This is a genomic window from Pseudomonas aylmerensis (assembly GCF_001702265.1).
GTDB classification, from domain to species: Bacteria; Pseudomonadota; Gammaproteobacteria; order Pseudomonadales; family Pseudomonadaceae; genus Aquipseudomonas; species Aquipseudomonas aylmerensis.
This window is the reverse complement of sequence record NZ_MAUE01000012.1, coordinates 306,003-321,608: the sequence shown is the minus strand read 5'-3', so window position 1 is coordinate 321,608 and position 15,606 is coordinate 306,003. Positions and strand designations below refer to the sequence as shown.

At 59.2% G+C, this 15,606-nt stretch carries 15 protein-coding genes; 10 read left to right on the top strand and 5 right to left on the bottom strand.

What is annotated here, in order from left to right; translation table 11 throughout:
• Positions 1-2: 2 nt before the first annotated feature.
• The 3 genes from BBG20_RS09730 to BBG20_RS09720 all read left to right on the top strand — a co-directional run bounded on the left by BBG20_RS09730 (position 3) and on the right by BBG20_RS09720 (position 2,055).
• Entirely contained in the window at positions 3-1,088 is a 1,086-nt protein-coding gene (locus BBG20_RS09730) for a 5-(carboxyamino)imidazole ribonucleotide synthase (RefSeq protein ID WP_017476761.1), read from the top strand.
• Between the two features lie 106 nt (positions 1,089-1,194).
• Complete coding sequence (locus BBG20_RS09725; RefSeq protein ID WP_010168336.1) at positions 1,195-1,440, top strand: GlsB/YeaQ/YmgE family stress response membrane protein; 246 nt, start codon at positions 1,195-1,197, stop codon at positions 1,438-1,440.
• A gap of 78 nt (positions 1,441-1,518) precedes the next feature.
• Positions 1,519-2,055, top strand: coding sequence for a DUF3299 domain-containing protein (locus BBG20_RS09720; protein WP_065902566.1), 537 nt, complete (start codon positions 1,519-1,521; stop codon positions 2,053-2,055).
• A gap of 53 nt (positions 2,056-2,108) precedes the next feature.
• Here BBG20_RS09720 and BBG20_RS09715 read toward each other — a convergent pair whose 3' ends face one another.
• Positions 2,109-3,008: a D-hexose-6-phosphate mutarotase gene (locus BBG20_RS09715; RefSeq protein WP_065902564.1), complete on the bottom strand. Its 900-nt coding sequence runs from the start codon at positions 3,006-3,008 to the stop codon at positions 2,109-2,111.
• Positions 3,009-3,065: 57 nt separating this feature from the next.
• Positions 3,066-3,470, bottom strand: coding sequence for an acyl-CoA thioesterase (locus BBG20_RS09710; RefSeq protein ID WP_003176975.1), 405 nt, complete (start codon positions 3,468-3,470; stop codon positions 3,066-3,068).
• A gap of 466 nt (positions 3,471-3,936) precedes the next feature.
• Here BBG20_RS09710 and BBG20_RS09705 point away from each other — a divergent pair, with 466 nt between their 5' ends.
• Both BBG20_RS09705 and BBG20_RS09700 read left to right on the top strand, forming a co-directional pair.
• Positions 3,937-5,226 (top strand): MFS transporter, encoded by a 1,290-nt coding sequence (locus BBG20_RS09705; RefSeq protein ID WP_065902562.1) that lies wholly within the window; start codon positions 3,937-3,939, stop codon positions 5,224-5,226.
• Positions 5,227-5,244: 18 nt separating this feature from the next.
• Positions 5,245-6,114 carry a hypothetical protein gene (locus BBG20_RS09700; protein WP_065902560.1) on the top strand — a complete coding sequence of 290 codons (870 nt, stop codon included), beginning with the start codon at positions 5,245-5,247 and terminating at the stop codon, positions 6,112-6,114.
• Between the two features lie 3 nt (positions 6,115-6,117).
• On the opposite strand, the gene BBG20_RS09695 is transcribed toward BBG20_RS09700, so the two are convergent.
• From BBG20_RS09695 to BBG20_RS09685, 3 genes are all read right to left on the bottom strand, one after another.
• The gene (locus BBG20_RS09695; protein ID WP_226939977.1) at positions 6,118-6,552 is read right to left on the bottom strand and encodes a PIN domain-containing protein; all 435 of its coding nucleotides are present in this window, start codon (positions 6,550-6,552) and stop codon (positions 6,118-6,120) included.
• Between the two features lie 53 nt (positions 6,553-6,605).
• Entirely contained in the window at positions 6,606-7,664 is a 1,059-nt protein-coding gene (locus BBG20_RS31700; RefSeq protein WP_083221355.1) for a helix-turn-helix domain-containing protein, read from the bottom strand.
• A 106-nt stretch (positions 7,665-7,770) separates the two neighbouring features.
• Entirely contained in the window at positions 7,771-8,109 is a 339-nt protein-coding gene (locus tag BBG20_RS09685; protein WP_065902557.1) for a DUF6124 family protein, read from the bottom strand.
• A 502-nt stretch (positions 8,110-8,611) separates the two neighbouring features.
• Between BBG20_RS09685 and BBG20_RS09680 the strand changes: the two genes are divergently transcribed.
• The 5 genes from BBG20_RS09680 (at position 8,612) to phoU (ending at position 15,506) form a co-directional block, all read left to right on the top strand.
• Positions 8,612-9,598, top strand: coding sequence for a phosphate ABC transporter substrate-binding protein PstS (locus tag BBG20_RS09680; protein ID WP_065902556.1), 987 nt, complete (start codon positions 8,612-8,614; stop codon positions 9,596-9,598).
• Between the two features lie 384 nt (positions 9,599-9,982).
• A complete protein-coding gene (locus BBG20_RS09675) occupies positions 9,983-12,016 on the top strand; it encodes an ABC transporter permease subunit (RefSeq protein ID WP_177343931.1) in 2,034 nt (677 codons plus the stop codon).
• Between the two features lie 15 nt (positions 12,017-12,031).
• Positions 12,032-13,702: a phosphate ABC transporter permease PstA gene (gene pstA / locus BBG20_RS09670; protein ID WP_065902554.1), complete on the top strand. Its 1,671-nt coding sequence runs from the start codon at positions 12,032-12,034 to the stop codon at positions 13,700-13,702.
• A 93-nt stretch (positions 13,703-13,795) separates the two neighbouring features.
• Entirely contained in the window at positions 13,796-14,629 is an 834-nt protein-coding gene (pstB, locus tag BBG20_RS09665) for a phosphate ABC transporter ATP-binding protein PstB (protein ID WP_065902553.1), read from the top strand.
• Between the two features lie 115 nt (positions 14,630-14,744).
• Complete coding sequence (gene phoU / locus BBG20_RS09660) at positions 14,745-15,506, top strand: phosphate signaling complex protein PhoU (protein ID WP_025856390.1); 762 nt, start codon at positions 14,745-14,747, stop codon at positions 15,504-15,506.
• The last annotated feature ends 100 nt before the right edge of the window (positions 15,507-15,606 follow it).

The following is a 15,606-nucleotide window of genomic DNA, read 5'->3' as shown; positions in this document are numbered from 1 at the left end:
CGATGAAAATCGGTGTAATCGGTGGCGGCCAACTGGGCCGCATGCTGGCCCTGGCGGGTACCCCGCTGGGGATGAACTTCGCTTTCCTGGACCCGGCGCCGGACGCGTGCGCGGCTGCACTGGGTGAACACCTGCGTGCGGACTACAGCGACCCGGACCATCTGCGCCAACTGGCCGACGAAGTCGACCTGGTGACCTTCGAGTTCGAAAGCGTCCCGGCCGAAACCGTGGCATTCCTCTCGCAGTTCGTGCCGGTGTACCCGAGCGCCGAAGCCTTGCGCATCGCTCGCGATCGCTGGTTCGAGAAGAGCATGTTCAAGGACCTGGGCATCCCGACCCCGGCCTTCGCCGATATCCAGTCCCAGGCCGACCTCGACGCTGCGGTGGCCAGCATCGGCCTGCCGGCGGTATTGAAAACCCGCACCCTGGGTTACGACGGCAAGGGCCAGAAAGTCCTGCGCACCGCCGCCGATGTGGTCGGTACCTTCGCCGAGTTGGGCAGCGTTGCCTGCCTGCTGGAAGGCTTCGTGCCGTTCACCGGCGAAGTCTCGTTGATCGCCGTGCGTGCCCGTGATGGCGAAACGCGCTTCTACCCGCTGGTGCACAACACCCACGACAGCGGCATCCTCAAGCTGTCCGTGGCCAGCACCGACCACCCGTTGCAGGCCCTTGCGGAAGACTATTCCAGCCGCGTGCTCAAGCAGCTGGATTATGTCGGCGTGATGGCGTTCGAGTTCTTTGAAGTCGACGGTGGCCTCAAGGCCAACGAAATCGCGCCGCGTGTGCACAACTCCGGGCACTGGACCACTGAAGGCGCCGAGTGCAGCCAGTTCGAGAACCATCTGCGGGCAGTGGCCGGCTTGCCGCTGGGCTCCACGGCCAAGGTCGGCGAGAGCGCCATGCTCAACTTCATCGGCGTGGTGCCGCCGGTTGACCGCGTGATCGCCATCGATGACTGCCACCTGCATCACTACGGCAAGGCCTTCAAGGCCGGGCGCAAGGTCGGCCATGCCAACCTGCGCTGCAAGGACCGTGCGACGCTGCAAGCGCAGATCCTCAAGGTCGAGGCGCTGATCGCCGAGCAATAACCCAAGGATCGGCGGGAACCATTGGTTGCCGCCGTCTCTCTGATTGCAGGATGGCGAAGCCTGACTAGGCTTTGACATGACTCACATTCAATCAGAGGGAAATGCCATGGGTATCATCGGAACCATCTTCATCGGCTTGATCGTCGGCCTGCTGGCGCGTTTCCTCAAGCCAGGCGATGACAGCATGGGCTGGATCATGACCATCCTGCTGGGTATCGCAGGTTCGCTGGTCGCCACCTACGGTGGTCAGGCCCTGGGCATCTACCAGGCGGGCCAGGGCGCAGGCTTCATTGGCGCGCTGATCGGTGCCATCGTGTTGCTGGTGATCTACGGCCTGCTGCGAAAAAAATGATTTAGCTTCATGGCCCTCTGCGCTGCGCAGGCGCGGAGGGCTAGAATGCCGACACTGTTAACCTTGTCGAGCCTCTCCATGCGCCGTCTTCTGTTCACTCTTCTATTACTGGGCTGCGGCCTGGCCCACGCCGGTGAATTGCCGGAAACCGACTGGCTCGACCTGATGCCGCTGTCGGACCAGAAAGCCCTCGAAGCGATGCCCGAGATCGATCACAACTCCCCCGAAGCCCAAGGCACGTTCACCGACAAAGGCGGCTTGAAGCAGAGCAAGGGCTTGCCGGCTGTGATGTATTCGACCAAGACCGTGGCCGCCATGAATGGCAAGAACATCCGCATCGGCGGTTACCCGGTGCCGCTGGAGACCGACGCCAAGGGTCGCAGCACGCTGTTTTTCCTGGTGCCCTACCCAGGCGCCTGCATCCACGTGCCGCCACCGCCACCCAACCAACTGGTGCTGGTGCGGTACCCCAAGGGTTTGAAGCTGGATGATATCTACACGCCGCTGTGGGTCACGGGCACGTTGAAGGTGGAGAAGGTCAACAATGACCTGGCCGATGCGGCCTATGCACTGGATGCGGGGAAGGTGCGGGTGGTGAAGGAATCCGACCTCTAGACACCGCGAAACCCGTAGGCGCTGGCAAGCCAGCTCCTGCATCGGGTTCGGGTTTACAGGGCTAGCGCTTTGATGCTCACGCCCAGGGTATGACTTTCGCCCGGCGCCAGGCTCACCACATCATCCAGCACATTCGCCGTCTCGATGCACAGCATGCCTGTCCACCCATCATCGGCCATATCATCAAACGCCTTGGCGCGTTCGGTCCAGGGGTTCCAGATCACCGTCGACTTCGAGCCCTCGGCGGTGAGTTGGATGCGGCGCTGCCAGTCTTTGTCGACAATAGTCAGCTGGGGCGGCGTGTCGAGGTAGATGCGATCCGTCTCGGCGGTGAAGTGCAGCAGGCCCGATTGCGTCTTCTCGGTCCAGCCGTCGGCGGTATCGATGTACGCCAGCCCGCCCAGGCCCTCGACCTGCACGTTGCGCACATCGCTTGCGGCGAAGTAGGTGTGCAGCGCCTGGCTGAGCGTCACGGTATCAGTGCCGCGGTTGTGGCTCGTCAGGTGGATATGCAGTTGGTCGTCCAGCCGCAGGCTCAGTTTCAGGTCGACCTGATGCGGCCAGCCGGGGAAGCCTCCCGCAGGCACCGGCAACACCAGGTCGACCCGCAGCGTTTCGCCTTCGAGTTCCGTCGCGGCCAGTTCCCACAGGGCGGTGCGCACAAAACCGTGGGCGCCGGCGGGCTGGTCACTCTGGCGCATTGCCTTGACGCTTTGCGGATTGCGGTCAAACACGCCAAACCATGGCCAGCACACCGGAACGCCGGTGCGAATGCCTTTGCCTTGCTTGAACACCGCCTCAGGATTCGGCCAGATCAGCGGCTGCTCGCCTGCGCGTTGGTAACTGAATATGTGCGCGCCTTGTCGGGCGACTTTCAGTTCGGCGCCGTTGTGGCGAATGTGCCAGCAATCCAGCTCGTCGATTTTCACGGTTTCAACGTGGGGCGTAGGCATACACAGCACTCTTCATGGCAGGCAATGGGGCAATTGACCGTCAAAACCCGATGAGGTTTAACGCGCGCGCGACGGGACCGAACGCGTGCGGCCGCTGCCATCGATGGCGACGAACACGAACACCGCCTCGGTGACCTTGCGCCATTCGCTGGACAGCGGGTCATCGCTCCACACTTCGACCATCATCTGGATCGAGCTGCGGCCGATTTCCAGGGCCTGGGTATAGAAGGAAAGCTGCGCGCCCACCGCCACCGGGACCAGGAACGCCATGCGATCAATCGCCACGGTGGCCACGCGGCCACCCGCGACCTTGCTGGCCATGGCGGTACCCGCCAGGTCCATCTGCGCGACCAGCCAGCCGCCGAAGATGTCGCCGAAACCGTTGGTTTCACGCGGGAGGGCGGTGATTTGCAGGGCGAGATCGCCTTGCGGGATAGGATCTTCTTGTTCGAGTTCGATCATGCCGAGGGTGCCTCTGACCCGTGACGCTTCATGGGTATTTCAAGTGGATAGCCGTCTTCTGGAAAAACGTTTCAGCACCAACATACACCGCGTGATGCGTTTCTCGTAAGGCGTACTAAAAGGGAAACTCTGCCAAATCGGCTGGATGGCACCCAACGACGTTTTGGCACAGCAGCCCCTCAAGACTGGGGTTCTGCGCTTGCAAGGGCCGAGTATATCGAGACACATGCGCCACGACGACCTCTGGGCACTCATTTGGTCGGCAATTCGCGGCTGTATCGCGGCTTTTTCCGGCAACTGTGCTTCTGATTGCGGTTCATGTGTGGTCACCGGGGATAATTTGCACACTGGAACTGTTATCAGCTCACCGCTGTGCTTTTCCAAGCGATTTGCTATCTTGCCGAACCCGCCCTGGCGCAGCCAGCACCCCGGATCTGCCGTCCTGACTAATAAGAGAAGCCTTGCCATGTCCTCCGTGCCCGCAAGCAGTGCGCAACCTTCGCGCCCGCTGACCCGCAACGACTACAAAACCCTGTCGCTGTCTGCCTTGGGCGGGGCGCTGGAATTTTATGATTTCATTATTTTCGTGTTTTTCGCCACCGTGGTCGGAAAACTGTTCTTCCCCGTGGACATGCCCGAATGGCTGCGCATGATGCAGACCTTTGGCATCTTCGCCGCCGGCTACCTGGCGCGCCCGTTGGGCGGCATCATCATGGCGCACTTCGGTGACCTGCTGGGCCGCAAGAAGATGTTCACCCTGAGCATCTTCATGATGGCCGTGCCGACCCTGATCATGGGCCTGCTGCCGACGTACGCGCAGATCGGCCTGTGGGCGCCGATCCTGTTGCTGCTGATGCGCGTCATCCAGGGCGCGGCGATTGGCGGCGAAGTACCGGGCGCCTGGGTGTTCGTTTCCGAGCACGTGCCACCGCGCCATATCGGCTACGCCTGCGGCACCCTGACCAGCGGCCTGACCGCCGGGATCCTGCTGGGCTCACTGGTGGCCACCGCAATCAACACTATCTATAGCCCGGAGCAGGTCTCGGATTACGCCTGGCGCATCCCGTTCCTGCTCGGCGGTGTGTTCGGCCTGCTGTCGGTGTACCTGCGCCGCTGGCTGCATGAAACGCCGATCTTCGCCGAGATGCAGCAACGCAAGACCCTGGCCGCCGAGCTGCCGTTGCGCGCCGTGCTGCGTGATCACCGCAGTGCCATCGTGTTGTCGATGCTGCTGACCTGGCTGCTCTCGGCCGGCATCGTCGTGGTTATCCTGATGACCCCGACCGTGTTGCAGACCGTCTATCACTTCAGCGCGACCGTGGCGCTGCAGGCCAACAGCCTGGCAATCGTCACATTGAGCCTGGGCTGCATCGCCTCCGGCGCGCTGGCCGACCGTTTCGGCGCCGGACGTGTGTTGATCTTCGGCTGTGCCCTGCTGCTGGCGACCTCCTGGACGCTGTACCACAGCCTCATCGCCCACCCCGACTGGCTGTTCCCGCTGTACGCCTTGACCGGTTTGTTCGTCGGCACCATCGGCGTGGTGCCGTATGTCATGGTCAAGGCTTTCCCGCCGGTGGTGCGTTTCAGTGGGTTGTCGTTCTCCTATAACGTCGCCTACGCCATATTCGGCGGCCTGACGCCGCTGGCCGTGTCGCTGCTGATGAAGGAAAGCCCGATGGGCCCGGCCTACTACGTTGCTGTCCTGTGCGTGATGGGGATGGTTGTGGGTGGGTTCCTGTGGAAGCGCGGGCGGTAATCTGTTCAGGAGTAGGTTATGTACACGGAAGTACTTATTAACATTCAGAAAGAATGGTCCGAAAAAGCGATTCTGTTAATGAGGGAGTTGCTGCCACTAATGGTTCCAGTGTCAGCTTTTTCTGAATTCAACCAGCGGGAACGGCAGGTCCTCGGTGAGCTTTTATCGGCCACAGCGCGATCTACGGAAAGTGCATTTTTATTGTCTGCTTACGGCCAACTCTGGGACGCGGATGTAATCATGCGCTCCGTGTGCGAGGGTACATTGAAGGTACTGTATATCCTCCAGTCGCGTGAGTGTTTCAGGCGACGAATCGAAGAGTTTGATACTGACCTATTTGAAATTTCATTATTGAAAAACGATAGTAAAGCTCAAGAGCTTTTGAATGCTGTGACGAATCCTGATGACCGGGAATGGAAGCCCATCAAGGATCTTTTGATATCGCCAGACAAAAGAGCTGAAGTAAATCAGCGATATGATAGAAAAACCCGTCAAGAGGTTGAGCGTAGATGGGGATTCACTGGTTTGATTGCCGGTCTCACGAATAGTGGAGATCCGTTGTTTAAAGGTTTTACAGCGCTGCTACATGAGTACTCGAACGCTAGTCATATCCATCATGCCGACTGCATTGGGATTGGAATGCCGATGGAACGAGACTTACGAGGGGCCGACGAACGGGATGCAATTCATTTGGCTCACTTAAGTCGAATAATTTCGAACGGATTCGTATATTTCAAGTTTAGGGTGATGACGGGGTATCGCTTCATAAGTCACCCGTCAGCTGACGCAATAAAAGCCATGGAACTGTTTGAAACTAAGTTTTCCGCTTTGGAAAATGAGTATGGTGATGTTTACAAGAGCTGGATGGATATTCAGTACCCGAATTGAGCTTTATATAGGTTTCCAACCTAAGAGTCTTATTTGACATTCTGATGCCGGTAAGCGGGCGCCATCCGCCAGCATATGCTCCAGCGCCGTTGCTGCATCAATAGCATCAAGGACTTGGTGCTCGACCATTAGGTCGAGCAGCCAAAGTGCACCGTGTACCTGCAGTCCGTCCCGAATTGCCTGACGACGTAGTTTTCCATCGCCAGTGAGTAAAGGTCTTCCGGTTGATTGGGCTAGTAGGTAGCAAGAAACATCAGCTAAGGAACTGTTGTTATGTTCGACCCTAAGCCCTAAGAGTTTTTGCACGCCCCCCTCGTCAAATGATTCGACAACCAACCCTTGGGCGAGCAGTTCATCGTGGGGGAAATCCTCAAGCTCGTGCATTACAAAATCGGTGCAGCAGAACGTGAGTGGTAGCCTGAACATATACTTCAGCAATCCCGCATTCCTGAAGTCAATTCAGATGTTGGTATCGCTAATATAGATAAGGCTCATGCACTCTCCAATGAGCCCAGAAAGTTGGGGTCTAGAGCCCTCACCGGGCGACGCAGCAACTCGGCCGCCCGTGATTTGGTGATAAGGCCTTCCGCTAGCCCCCAGAAAACGAGTGACTCAAAACGCTGAGGTGGTTTGCAAGGTAATGGTTCAGGTTCTGCTTTGCGCCAGCCGTTGCTACTGAATTGAATAGTCAGGGACTTGAAGCCGCTTTCGCCTAACAGTTTGAGGTCCTTTAATCGACGGAGCGCTGCATGCATTGAGAGCCCATATTGGCGCTTAGCAATCAATAGTTCTCTAGGATGGACACGGGAACGTTGGTGATTCCCAAAATCACCGGTTACGCTTTTAGCTGGGTAAAGGAAAGCTCCTGCGAAACGGTGACAGCAGTTTTCTTTATCACGCTCCGGCATATCATCAGGCAGTTTCATCACCCAATGACCCAACTCATGAGCAGCGGTAAATCGAATTCGTTCCCCCGCTCTCTGAGCATTTAAAGCGATCAGCACATGTTCGCCGTCATTGGTGGCTGCGCAAGCGCCATCAAAATCATCAGGACCCTCCAGCATCACCACCTTGATGCCGTGCTCTTCCAACTGCTCAGTCAGATGAGCAATGGGGTCTTCGCCTATACCCCAATACTTACGGAGTTCATCTGCCGCTCGTTCCGCTTCCTCTATGGAGGATACTGGGAGCATTTGCGCTGGGGTTTCGGCAGTCTTGATGTCTCCTGGATCGAAACACTCTTCAAGAGATATATAGCGTTCCAGATGCTCTCGAATCTGTTCCTCAACCTGGACCTGACGGTATTGAGGCATCTTCGCAAGTTTACGGAACTCCAGCGGCGCGAGGGCAAGTGCTTGAGTACGGAAAAAATACTCCGGGCTCACCTCCAGTGCCTTTGCCAATTGCAAAAGGCGCTGAGAGTTTGGGGTGCTCAACCCTTTTTCATATTTGCTCAGGCCTTGCTTGGTTATGTCACCGAGACGCAGTGCCAGTGCTTCTAGCGACATGCCCCGCAATAACCTTGCGCGGCGAATTCGGTCATTGATCATGTGAGGTCTCCTTAGGTTGACAAGACTATGCTTTGGTTTAGTTTTGTCAACCTAAGGTTCACCGTGAATCGCTAGACTTTGACCAGGCTTTGGACCGGAACAAATTTCAGAATTTTGCCATCGGGTTTTGAGTTTCAAATTGATCCAGCGTCCGATCTACCAGTAACTGAATTCCCTCAAGCATCCGACATATTCCCAGGGTCACGTCTCGCGTGGCACCGTCGACCTCGAATGCCAAATTTGCGGCCAAGATTTGAACCGAAGAGAGATCCTGGGACGCGTTTGCTAGAAGGGTCTCGGCATCCAGATCTGTACGCACGGTAAAGAGCCCATCAGCAGGCAGCGCGGATTCGGCAGAACGTTTCGGATTGGTACTGATGGCTCTGTGAGCGTCTGCGTGCAGCGGAGCCGAATTGAGCGGGGGATTGGGGCTATCTTTGATCATCGTAAAAGCTCCTAACAAAATGGGAGCTGCCAGCATCACTTGCAGATGATGGGTGGCGGCTGTGCGCGGGTCTGCAAGACCGAGGTTAGGAGCATCCCGGCAGACCCGAAGGTCTCCCGCACACAGCCGCCATAAAGCTACGGCCATAAAAAGCGCCCCGATTATAGAGGCGCTTATGAACTCCCAACATAGTTTCGGCGGGCTTGCAGTCCCGGTCGCTGAATTTGCAGCGGCAGGAGGAGGGTATTAACGCCAGTTCTGAGCGACAACCCTAAAAAGCTGTGGGAAATCTCCGATCAGCCAGTTCAGCATGGTTTCAAGCCAAAGTCTCATCACGTCTGCTTTCCGCTCAAGCCTGCATTTCTGAAAATTTCTTCTTAAATGCAAATCCTCACCCAATAGTGGCCTTTCATCTAACTGTCACATTGCAGACATAGAGTGTTCACACGGCCTCTCGATACTTGGCCCCGATCCAACTATCCCTATCTGCTAGGAGCAAGGCATGAAACTGAAGCGTTTGATGGCGGCAATGACTTTTGTCGCTGCTGGCGTTGCGACCGCCCACGCGGTGGCCGCTGGTGTTGACCCGGCAATTCCGGCTTACGCCAAGACCACTGGCGTATCGGGCAACTTGTCCAGCGTTGGTTCCGACACTCTGGCGAACCTGATGACTTTGTGGGCTGAGTCCTACAAAAAGGAATACCCGAACGTCAACATCCAGATTCAAGCTGCCGGCTCCGCCACTGCGCCACCTGCGCTGACTGAAGGCACCTCCAACCTGGGCCCGATGAGCCGCAAGATGAAGGACACCGAACTGGCGGCCTTCGAGCAGAAGTACGGCTACAAGCCAACCGCTATCCCGGTTGCCGTGGATGCCCTGGCGGTATTCGTGCACAAGGACAACCCGATCCAGCACCTGACCATGGAACAAGTCGATGCGATTTTCTCCTCGACGCGTCTGTGCGGTGGCAAAGCCGACGTGAAAACCTGGGGTGACCTGGGTGTGACCGGCGACCTGGCCAACAAGCCAGTGCAATTGTTCGGTCGTAACTCGGTATCCGGCACCTACGGCTACTTCAAGGAAGAAGCCCTGTGCAAAGGCGACTACAAGCCAAACGTGAACGAACAACCGGGCTCGGCTTCGGTCGTGCAGTCGATCAGCTCCTCGCTGAACGGCATCGGTTACTCGGGCATCGGCTACAAGACCGCCAGCGTGAAGACCGTGGCCCTGGCCAAGAAAGGCAGCACTGACTACATCGAAGACAGCGAAGAAAACGCCCTGAACGGCAAATACCCGCTGTCGCGTTTCCTCTACGTTTACGTCAACAAAGCCCCGAACAAGCCTCTGGCCCCGCTGGAAGCCGAGTTCGTGAAGCTGGTTCTGTCCAAACAGGGCCAGGAAGTTGTAGTGAAAGACGGCTACATCCCACTGCCAGCCAAAGTTGCCGCCAAGGCCCTGGCTGACCTGGGTCTGAAAGAAGGCAACTGATTGCCTCTGCGGGGCCGGCCTGCCGGCTCCGCATCCGAATTTTCTAGTCCGCTGCCAGCTTTGCTTCGCGGCGGATTTGTTGCGTCACTGCACTGTCATCTTTCTGTCATACAGGATCGCTAGGGTGTGCGCATGAATGATCTGGCCAATTCCACCATGACGACGACTTCCCCTCCCAAGCGCATTGATTTCAATACGCCTGAGCTGCAACGCAAGCGCCGCATCCGCGCCCTCAAGGATCGCCTGACCCGTTGGTACGTGCTGGTAGGCGGCCTCGCCGTCCTCGGCGCCATTACCCTGATCTTCTTCTTTCTGGCCTATGTCGTCGCGCCACTGTTCCAGGGCGCCTCGCTGACCAAGGAAGACGCCCTGACCCCGGCCTGGATCCAGGACGCTGGCAAGCCGCTGATGATCTCCCTGGAAGAACAGAACCAAGTCGCCATGCGGGTTTCCGACAAGGGCCAGGCGCTGTTCTTCAACGTCGAGACCGGTGCCGAGCTCAAGCGTGTCGACCTGCCACTGCCCGCCGGCACCCGTGTTGCCTCCATCGGTGAAGACCAGCCCGGCAGCCCGCTGGTGATCCTCGGTTTGTCCAATGGCCAGTCCCTGGTGTTCCGCCACACTTATAAGGTGTCCTACCCGGACGGCAAGAAAACCATCACCCCGGCGATTGAATACCCTTACGGCGAAAACCCGATCGTGCTCGACGACGCCGGTCGCGCGCTGGAGCATGTGGCCCTCAACGCCACCGACTCCTCCCTGGTCGTTGCAGGCTCCGCCGGTTCGCACTTGAACGTGCTGACCCTGAGCCGTGAAGAAAACATGATGACTGGCGAAGTCACCAGCGAGCAGAAGCGCATCGAGCTGCCGCAGATGACCGAGCCGGTGAAGGCGATTTTCATCGATCCGCGCCAGCAGTGGCTGTACGTGATCAACGGTCGCGCGCTTGCGGATGTCTTCAGCCTGCGCGACAACAGCCTCAACGGGCGCTACAAATTGTCGGAAGATGGCACTGCCGAAATTACCGCCAGCACCCAGTTGGTGGGCGGCATCTCGCTGATCATCGGTAACTCCAAGGGCGGCCTGGCCCAGTGGTTCATGGCCCGTGACCCGGATGGCGAGCAGCGCTTCAAGCAGATCCGTACGTTCCAGATGGGCACGGCGCCTATCGTCGAGATTACTGCCGAACAACGTCGCAAAGGCTTCACCGCCCTGGATGCGTCCGGCAAATTCGGCGTGTTCCACAGCACCGCGCACCGCACCTTGCTGGTGGACCCGGTGGTCGACGGCCAGGGCGTATTCGGCATGTCGCCACGCGCCAATCGCGTGATCGTCGAAGCCGGCGGCAAGTTGCAGCCGCTGGTGCTGGACAACCCTCACCCGGAAGTGTCCTGGAGCGCGTTGTGGAGCAAGGTCTGGTACGAAAACTACGACGAGCCTAAATACGTCTGGCAATCGACCGCCGCCAACACCGATTTCGAACCCAAGATGAGCCTTGCGCCGCTGACCTTCGGCACCCTGAAGGCGGCGTTCTACGCGATGCTCCTGGCCGCGCCACTGGCGGTTGCCGCCGCGATCTACACCGCCTACTTCATGGCCCCGAGCCTGCGCCGCAAGGTCAAGCCGGTGATCGAGCTGATGGAAGCGATGCCGACGGTGATCCTCGGCTTCTTCGCCGGCCTGTTCCTGGCGCCGTATGTGGAAGGCCACCTGCCAGGGATTTTCAGCCTGCTGATGCTGCTGCCGATTGGCATCCTGGTGGCCGGTTTTGTCTTCAGCCGGTTGCCTGAGTCGCTGCGCCTGCGGGTGCCGGACGGCTGGGAAAGCGCGATCCTGATCCCGGTGATCCTGTTTGTGGGCTGGCTCTCGCTGTACATGAGCCCATACCTGGAGACCTGGTTCTTCGGCGGCGACATGCGCATGTGGATCTCCCACGACCTGGGCATCACCTACGACCAGCGCAACGCCCTGGTGGTCGGCCTGGCCATGGGCTTTGCGGTAATCCCGAACATCTACTCGATCGCCGAAGACGCCGTGTTCAGCGTGCCGCGCGGCCTGACCCTGGGCTCGCTGGCCCTGGGTGCCACGCCGTGGCAGACCATGACCCGCGTGGTGATCCTGACCGCCAGCCCGGGCATCTTCTCGGCCCTGATGATCGGCATGGGCCGCGCCGTCGGCGAGACCATGATCGTGCTGATGGCTACCGGTAACACACCGGTGATGGAGATGAACCTGTTCGAAGGCCTGCGCACACTCGCGGCCAACGTCGCGGTGGAGATGCCCGAGTCGGAAGTCGGCGGCAGTCATTACCGCGTGCTGTTCCTCTCGGCGCTGGTGCTGCTGTTGTTCACGTTCGTCATGAACACCCTCGCCGAGCTGATTCGTCAGCGTCTGCGCAAGAAATACTCGTCGCTTTAAGAAAGGTAGAAGTCTGTGAAACAGAACTCCCTGAATGGATGGTTCAAGAGCGGCGCCCCCGGCGTCTGGATCAGCGGTGGCGCAGTGTCCATCGCGGTCATCATGACCATTGGTTTGCTGGCCGTGATTGCAGTGCGTGGCTTGGGCCACTTCTGGCCGGCCGACCTGATCCAGGCCAACTACGACGTGCCGGGCCAGGCTAACCATATCGTCATCGGCGAAGTGGTGCAGAAAGAAGAAGTGCCGCGCGAGCGCCTGAAAAGCGCGGGCCTGCCGGTGCCGGATGCGGGTCCGGAATTCATGACCCGCGAGCTGATCAAGGTCGGCAACCGCGACCTGAACGGCAATGACTTCACCTGGATTGTCGGCGAATGGCTCAAGGACCAGACCACGCCGGCGAACTTGATGACCATCGAGCGTCGTGAGTGGGGCAACTTCTACGGCACCCTGGTCAACGTCAAGCAGGATGGCAAGGTCATCGCCGAAGGCGACGCCGCGTGGCCGGAGCTGCAGGCGCGTGTCGACCGCGTCAACAAGCTCGCTGCCCAGCTCAAGACACTCGAAAAATCTGACATCGGCGCGATCAACGCCGGGCTTGAACGCATCCGCCTGCATGGCCGCAAACTGGAACTGGAAGGCAAGCTCGACGCCGCCGCCCAGGCCGACATGGACTCCGGTCGCGCCGAGCTGAATGCCCGTTACCAGGACATCGAAGCGCGCCTGGCCGACCTGCACGCCCAGTTCAATCGCGATGCCCTGACGGCGCGTGATGCGAACGGCAAGGAAGTCGAAATCGGCATCGGCAAAGTCGTTCATGCCTACCAGCCGAACGCCATGGGTACACTGACCAAGATCGGCTTCTACTTCAGCAAGGTCTGGGAATTCCTCAGCGATGACCCCCGGGAAGCCAACACTGAGGGCGGGATTTTCCCGGCTATCTTCGGCACCGTGATGATGACCCTGATCATGGCGATGATCGTTACCCCGTTCGGCGTGCTGGCAGCGGTGTACCTGCGTGAATACGCCAAGCAGAACACCCTGACCCGCGTTATCCGGATCGCCGTGAACAACCTGGCCGGCGTACCGGCCATCGTCTACGGCGTGTTCGGCCTGGGCTTCTTCGTGTATGTCCTGGGTGGCTCGGTTGACCGTCTGTTCTTCGCCGAAGCCCTGCCGGCCCCGACCTTCGGTACGCCGGGCCTGCTGTGGGCCTCGCTGACCCTGGCGCTCCTGGCGGTGCCGGTGGTGATCGTGGCCACCGAAGAGGGCCTGGCGCGGATTCCTCGCACTGTGCGCGAAGGGTCCCTGGCACTCGGCGCGACCAAGGCGGAAACGCTGTGGAAGATCGTACTGCCGATGGCCAGCCCGGCGATGATGACCGGCATGATCCTCGCCGTGGCCCGTGCCGCCGGAGAAGTGGCGCCGCTGATGCTGGTGGGCGTGGTGAAACTGGCGCCGTCGCTGCCGCTGGATGGCAACTACCCCTACCTGCACCTGGACCAGAAGATCATGCACTTGGGCTTCCATATTTATGACGTCGGCTTCCAGAGCCCCAACGTCGAAGCCGCGCGGCCGCTGGTGTACGCCACCGCCTTGCTGCTGGTGCTGGTGATTGCCACGCTCAACTTGTCGGCGGTGTGGATTCGCAACCACCTGCGCGAAAAATACAAAGCGTTGGACAGCTAAAGCTATTAGCTACAAGCGGCAAGCTACGAGCCGCTTTTGCCCAAATCTTGCAGCTTGCAGCTAGAAGCTGGCAGCTACGAACGGAGTGAGACCATGCAACACGACACCCATTCCCACGGCATCAACATGTCTGCCCTGGGTCGCGACAAGCAGGGCCTGAACCTGGCCCAGGAAACCGTGGCCATTGAAGTGCCGGGCCTGAGCCTGTACTACGGTGAAAAGCAGGCGCTGTTCGACGTCAGCATGAACATCCCCAAGCAGCGCGTGACGGCCTTCATCGGCCCCTCGGGCTGCGGCAAGTCGACGTTGCTGCGCACCTTCAACCGCATGAACGACCTGGTTGACGGTTGCCGCGTGGACGGCGCCATCAACCTCTACGGCACTAACATCTACCGCAAGGGCGAAGACGTGGCCGAGCTGCGTCGCCGGGTGGGCATGGTGTTCCAGAAGCCCAACCCGTTCCCCAAGACCATCTACGAAAACGTGGTCTACGGCCTGCGCATCCAGGGCATCAACAAGAAGCGCATCCTCGACGAAGCGGTTGAGTGGGCCCTCAAGGGCGCGGCGTTGTGGGACGAGGTCAAGGACCGCCTGCACGACTCGGCACTCGGCTTGTCCGGTGGTCAGCAGCAGCGCCTGGTGATCGCCCGTACCATCGCGGTGGAGCCGGAAGTGCTGTTGCTCGACGAGCCGTGCTCGGCACTCGACCCGATTTCGACGCTGAAAGTCGAAGAGCTGATCTACGAGCTCAAGTCCAAGTTCACCATCGTCATTGTGACCCACAACATGCAACAGGCGGCGCGGGTTTCCGACTACACCGCGTTCATGTACATGGGCAAGCTGGTGGAATTCGGCGACACCGATACGCTGTTCACCAATCCGGCGAAAAAGCAGACCGAAGACTACATTACCGGTCGTTATGGCTAGTAGCGGCAGTTGCAAGCCGCAGGTTTCAAGCGGCAAGTAAAAGCAGCTCAATGGAACGACACACATCAGCTTGCAGCTTGTAGCTTGCGGCTTACAGCTTTTGCGGAGCAAACGCATGATTAGCAAAGAAGGCCTTACCCACCACATCTCCGCGCAGTTCAACGCCGAGCTTGAGGAAGTGCGCAGCCACCTCCTGGCGATGGGCGGGCTGGTGGAGAAGCAAGTCAACGACGCAGTCACCGCGCTGATCGAGGCTGACTCGGGCCTGGCCCAGCAAGTGCGCGAGATCGACGACCAGATCAACCAGATGGAACGCAACATCGACGAAGAATGCCTGCGCATTCTGGCCCGTCGCCAGCCGGCGGCGTCCGACCTGCGTTTGATCATCAGCATTTCCAAGTCGGTGATCGACCTGGAGCGCATCGGCGACGAAGCCACCAAGATCGCCCGTCGCGCTATCCAGCTGTGCGAAGAAGGCGAAGCGCCACGCGGTTACGTGGAAGTGCGCCACATTGGCGACCAGGTGCGCAACATGGTGCGCGATGCCCTCGACGCATTCGCCCGCTTCGACGCCGAGTTGGCGTTGTCGGTGGCCCAGTACGACAAGATCATCGACCGCGAATACAAGACCGCGCTGCGCGAGCTGGCCACCTACATGATGGAAGATCCACGCTCTATCTCGCGGGTCTTGAGCATCATCTGGGTCCTCCGTTCGCTGGAGCGCATCGGCGACCACGCACGCAATATCTCCGAGCTGGTGATTTACCTGGTTCGCGGGACCGACGTGCGGCACATGGGCCTCAAGCGCATGAAGGCTGAAGTTGAAGGGTCAGCCGATCTAATCCCTAATGTTCCGGGCGAAACTGACGATAAGTAAGGTTGCCCGAGAAATTAACGCCCGGCCCTTGGCCGGGCGTTTTTGTTTGTGGCAGCTGGATTTTTTGCGCGTCGGGTCAAAGAAAGTCCCGCCGTGACTA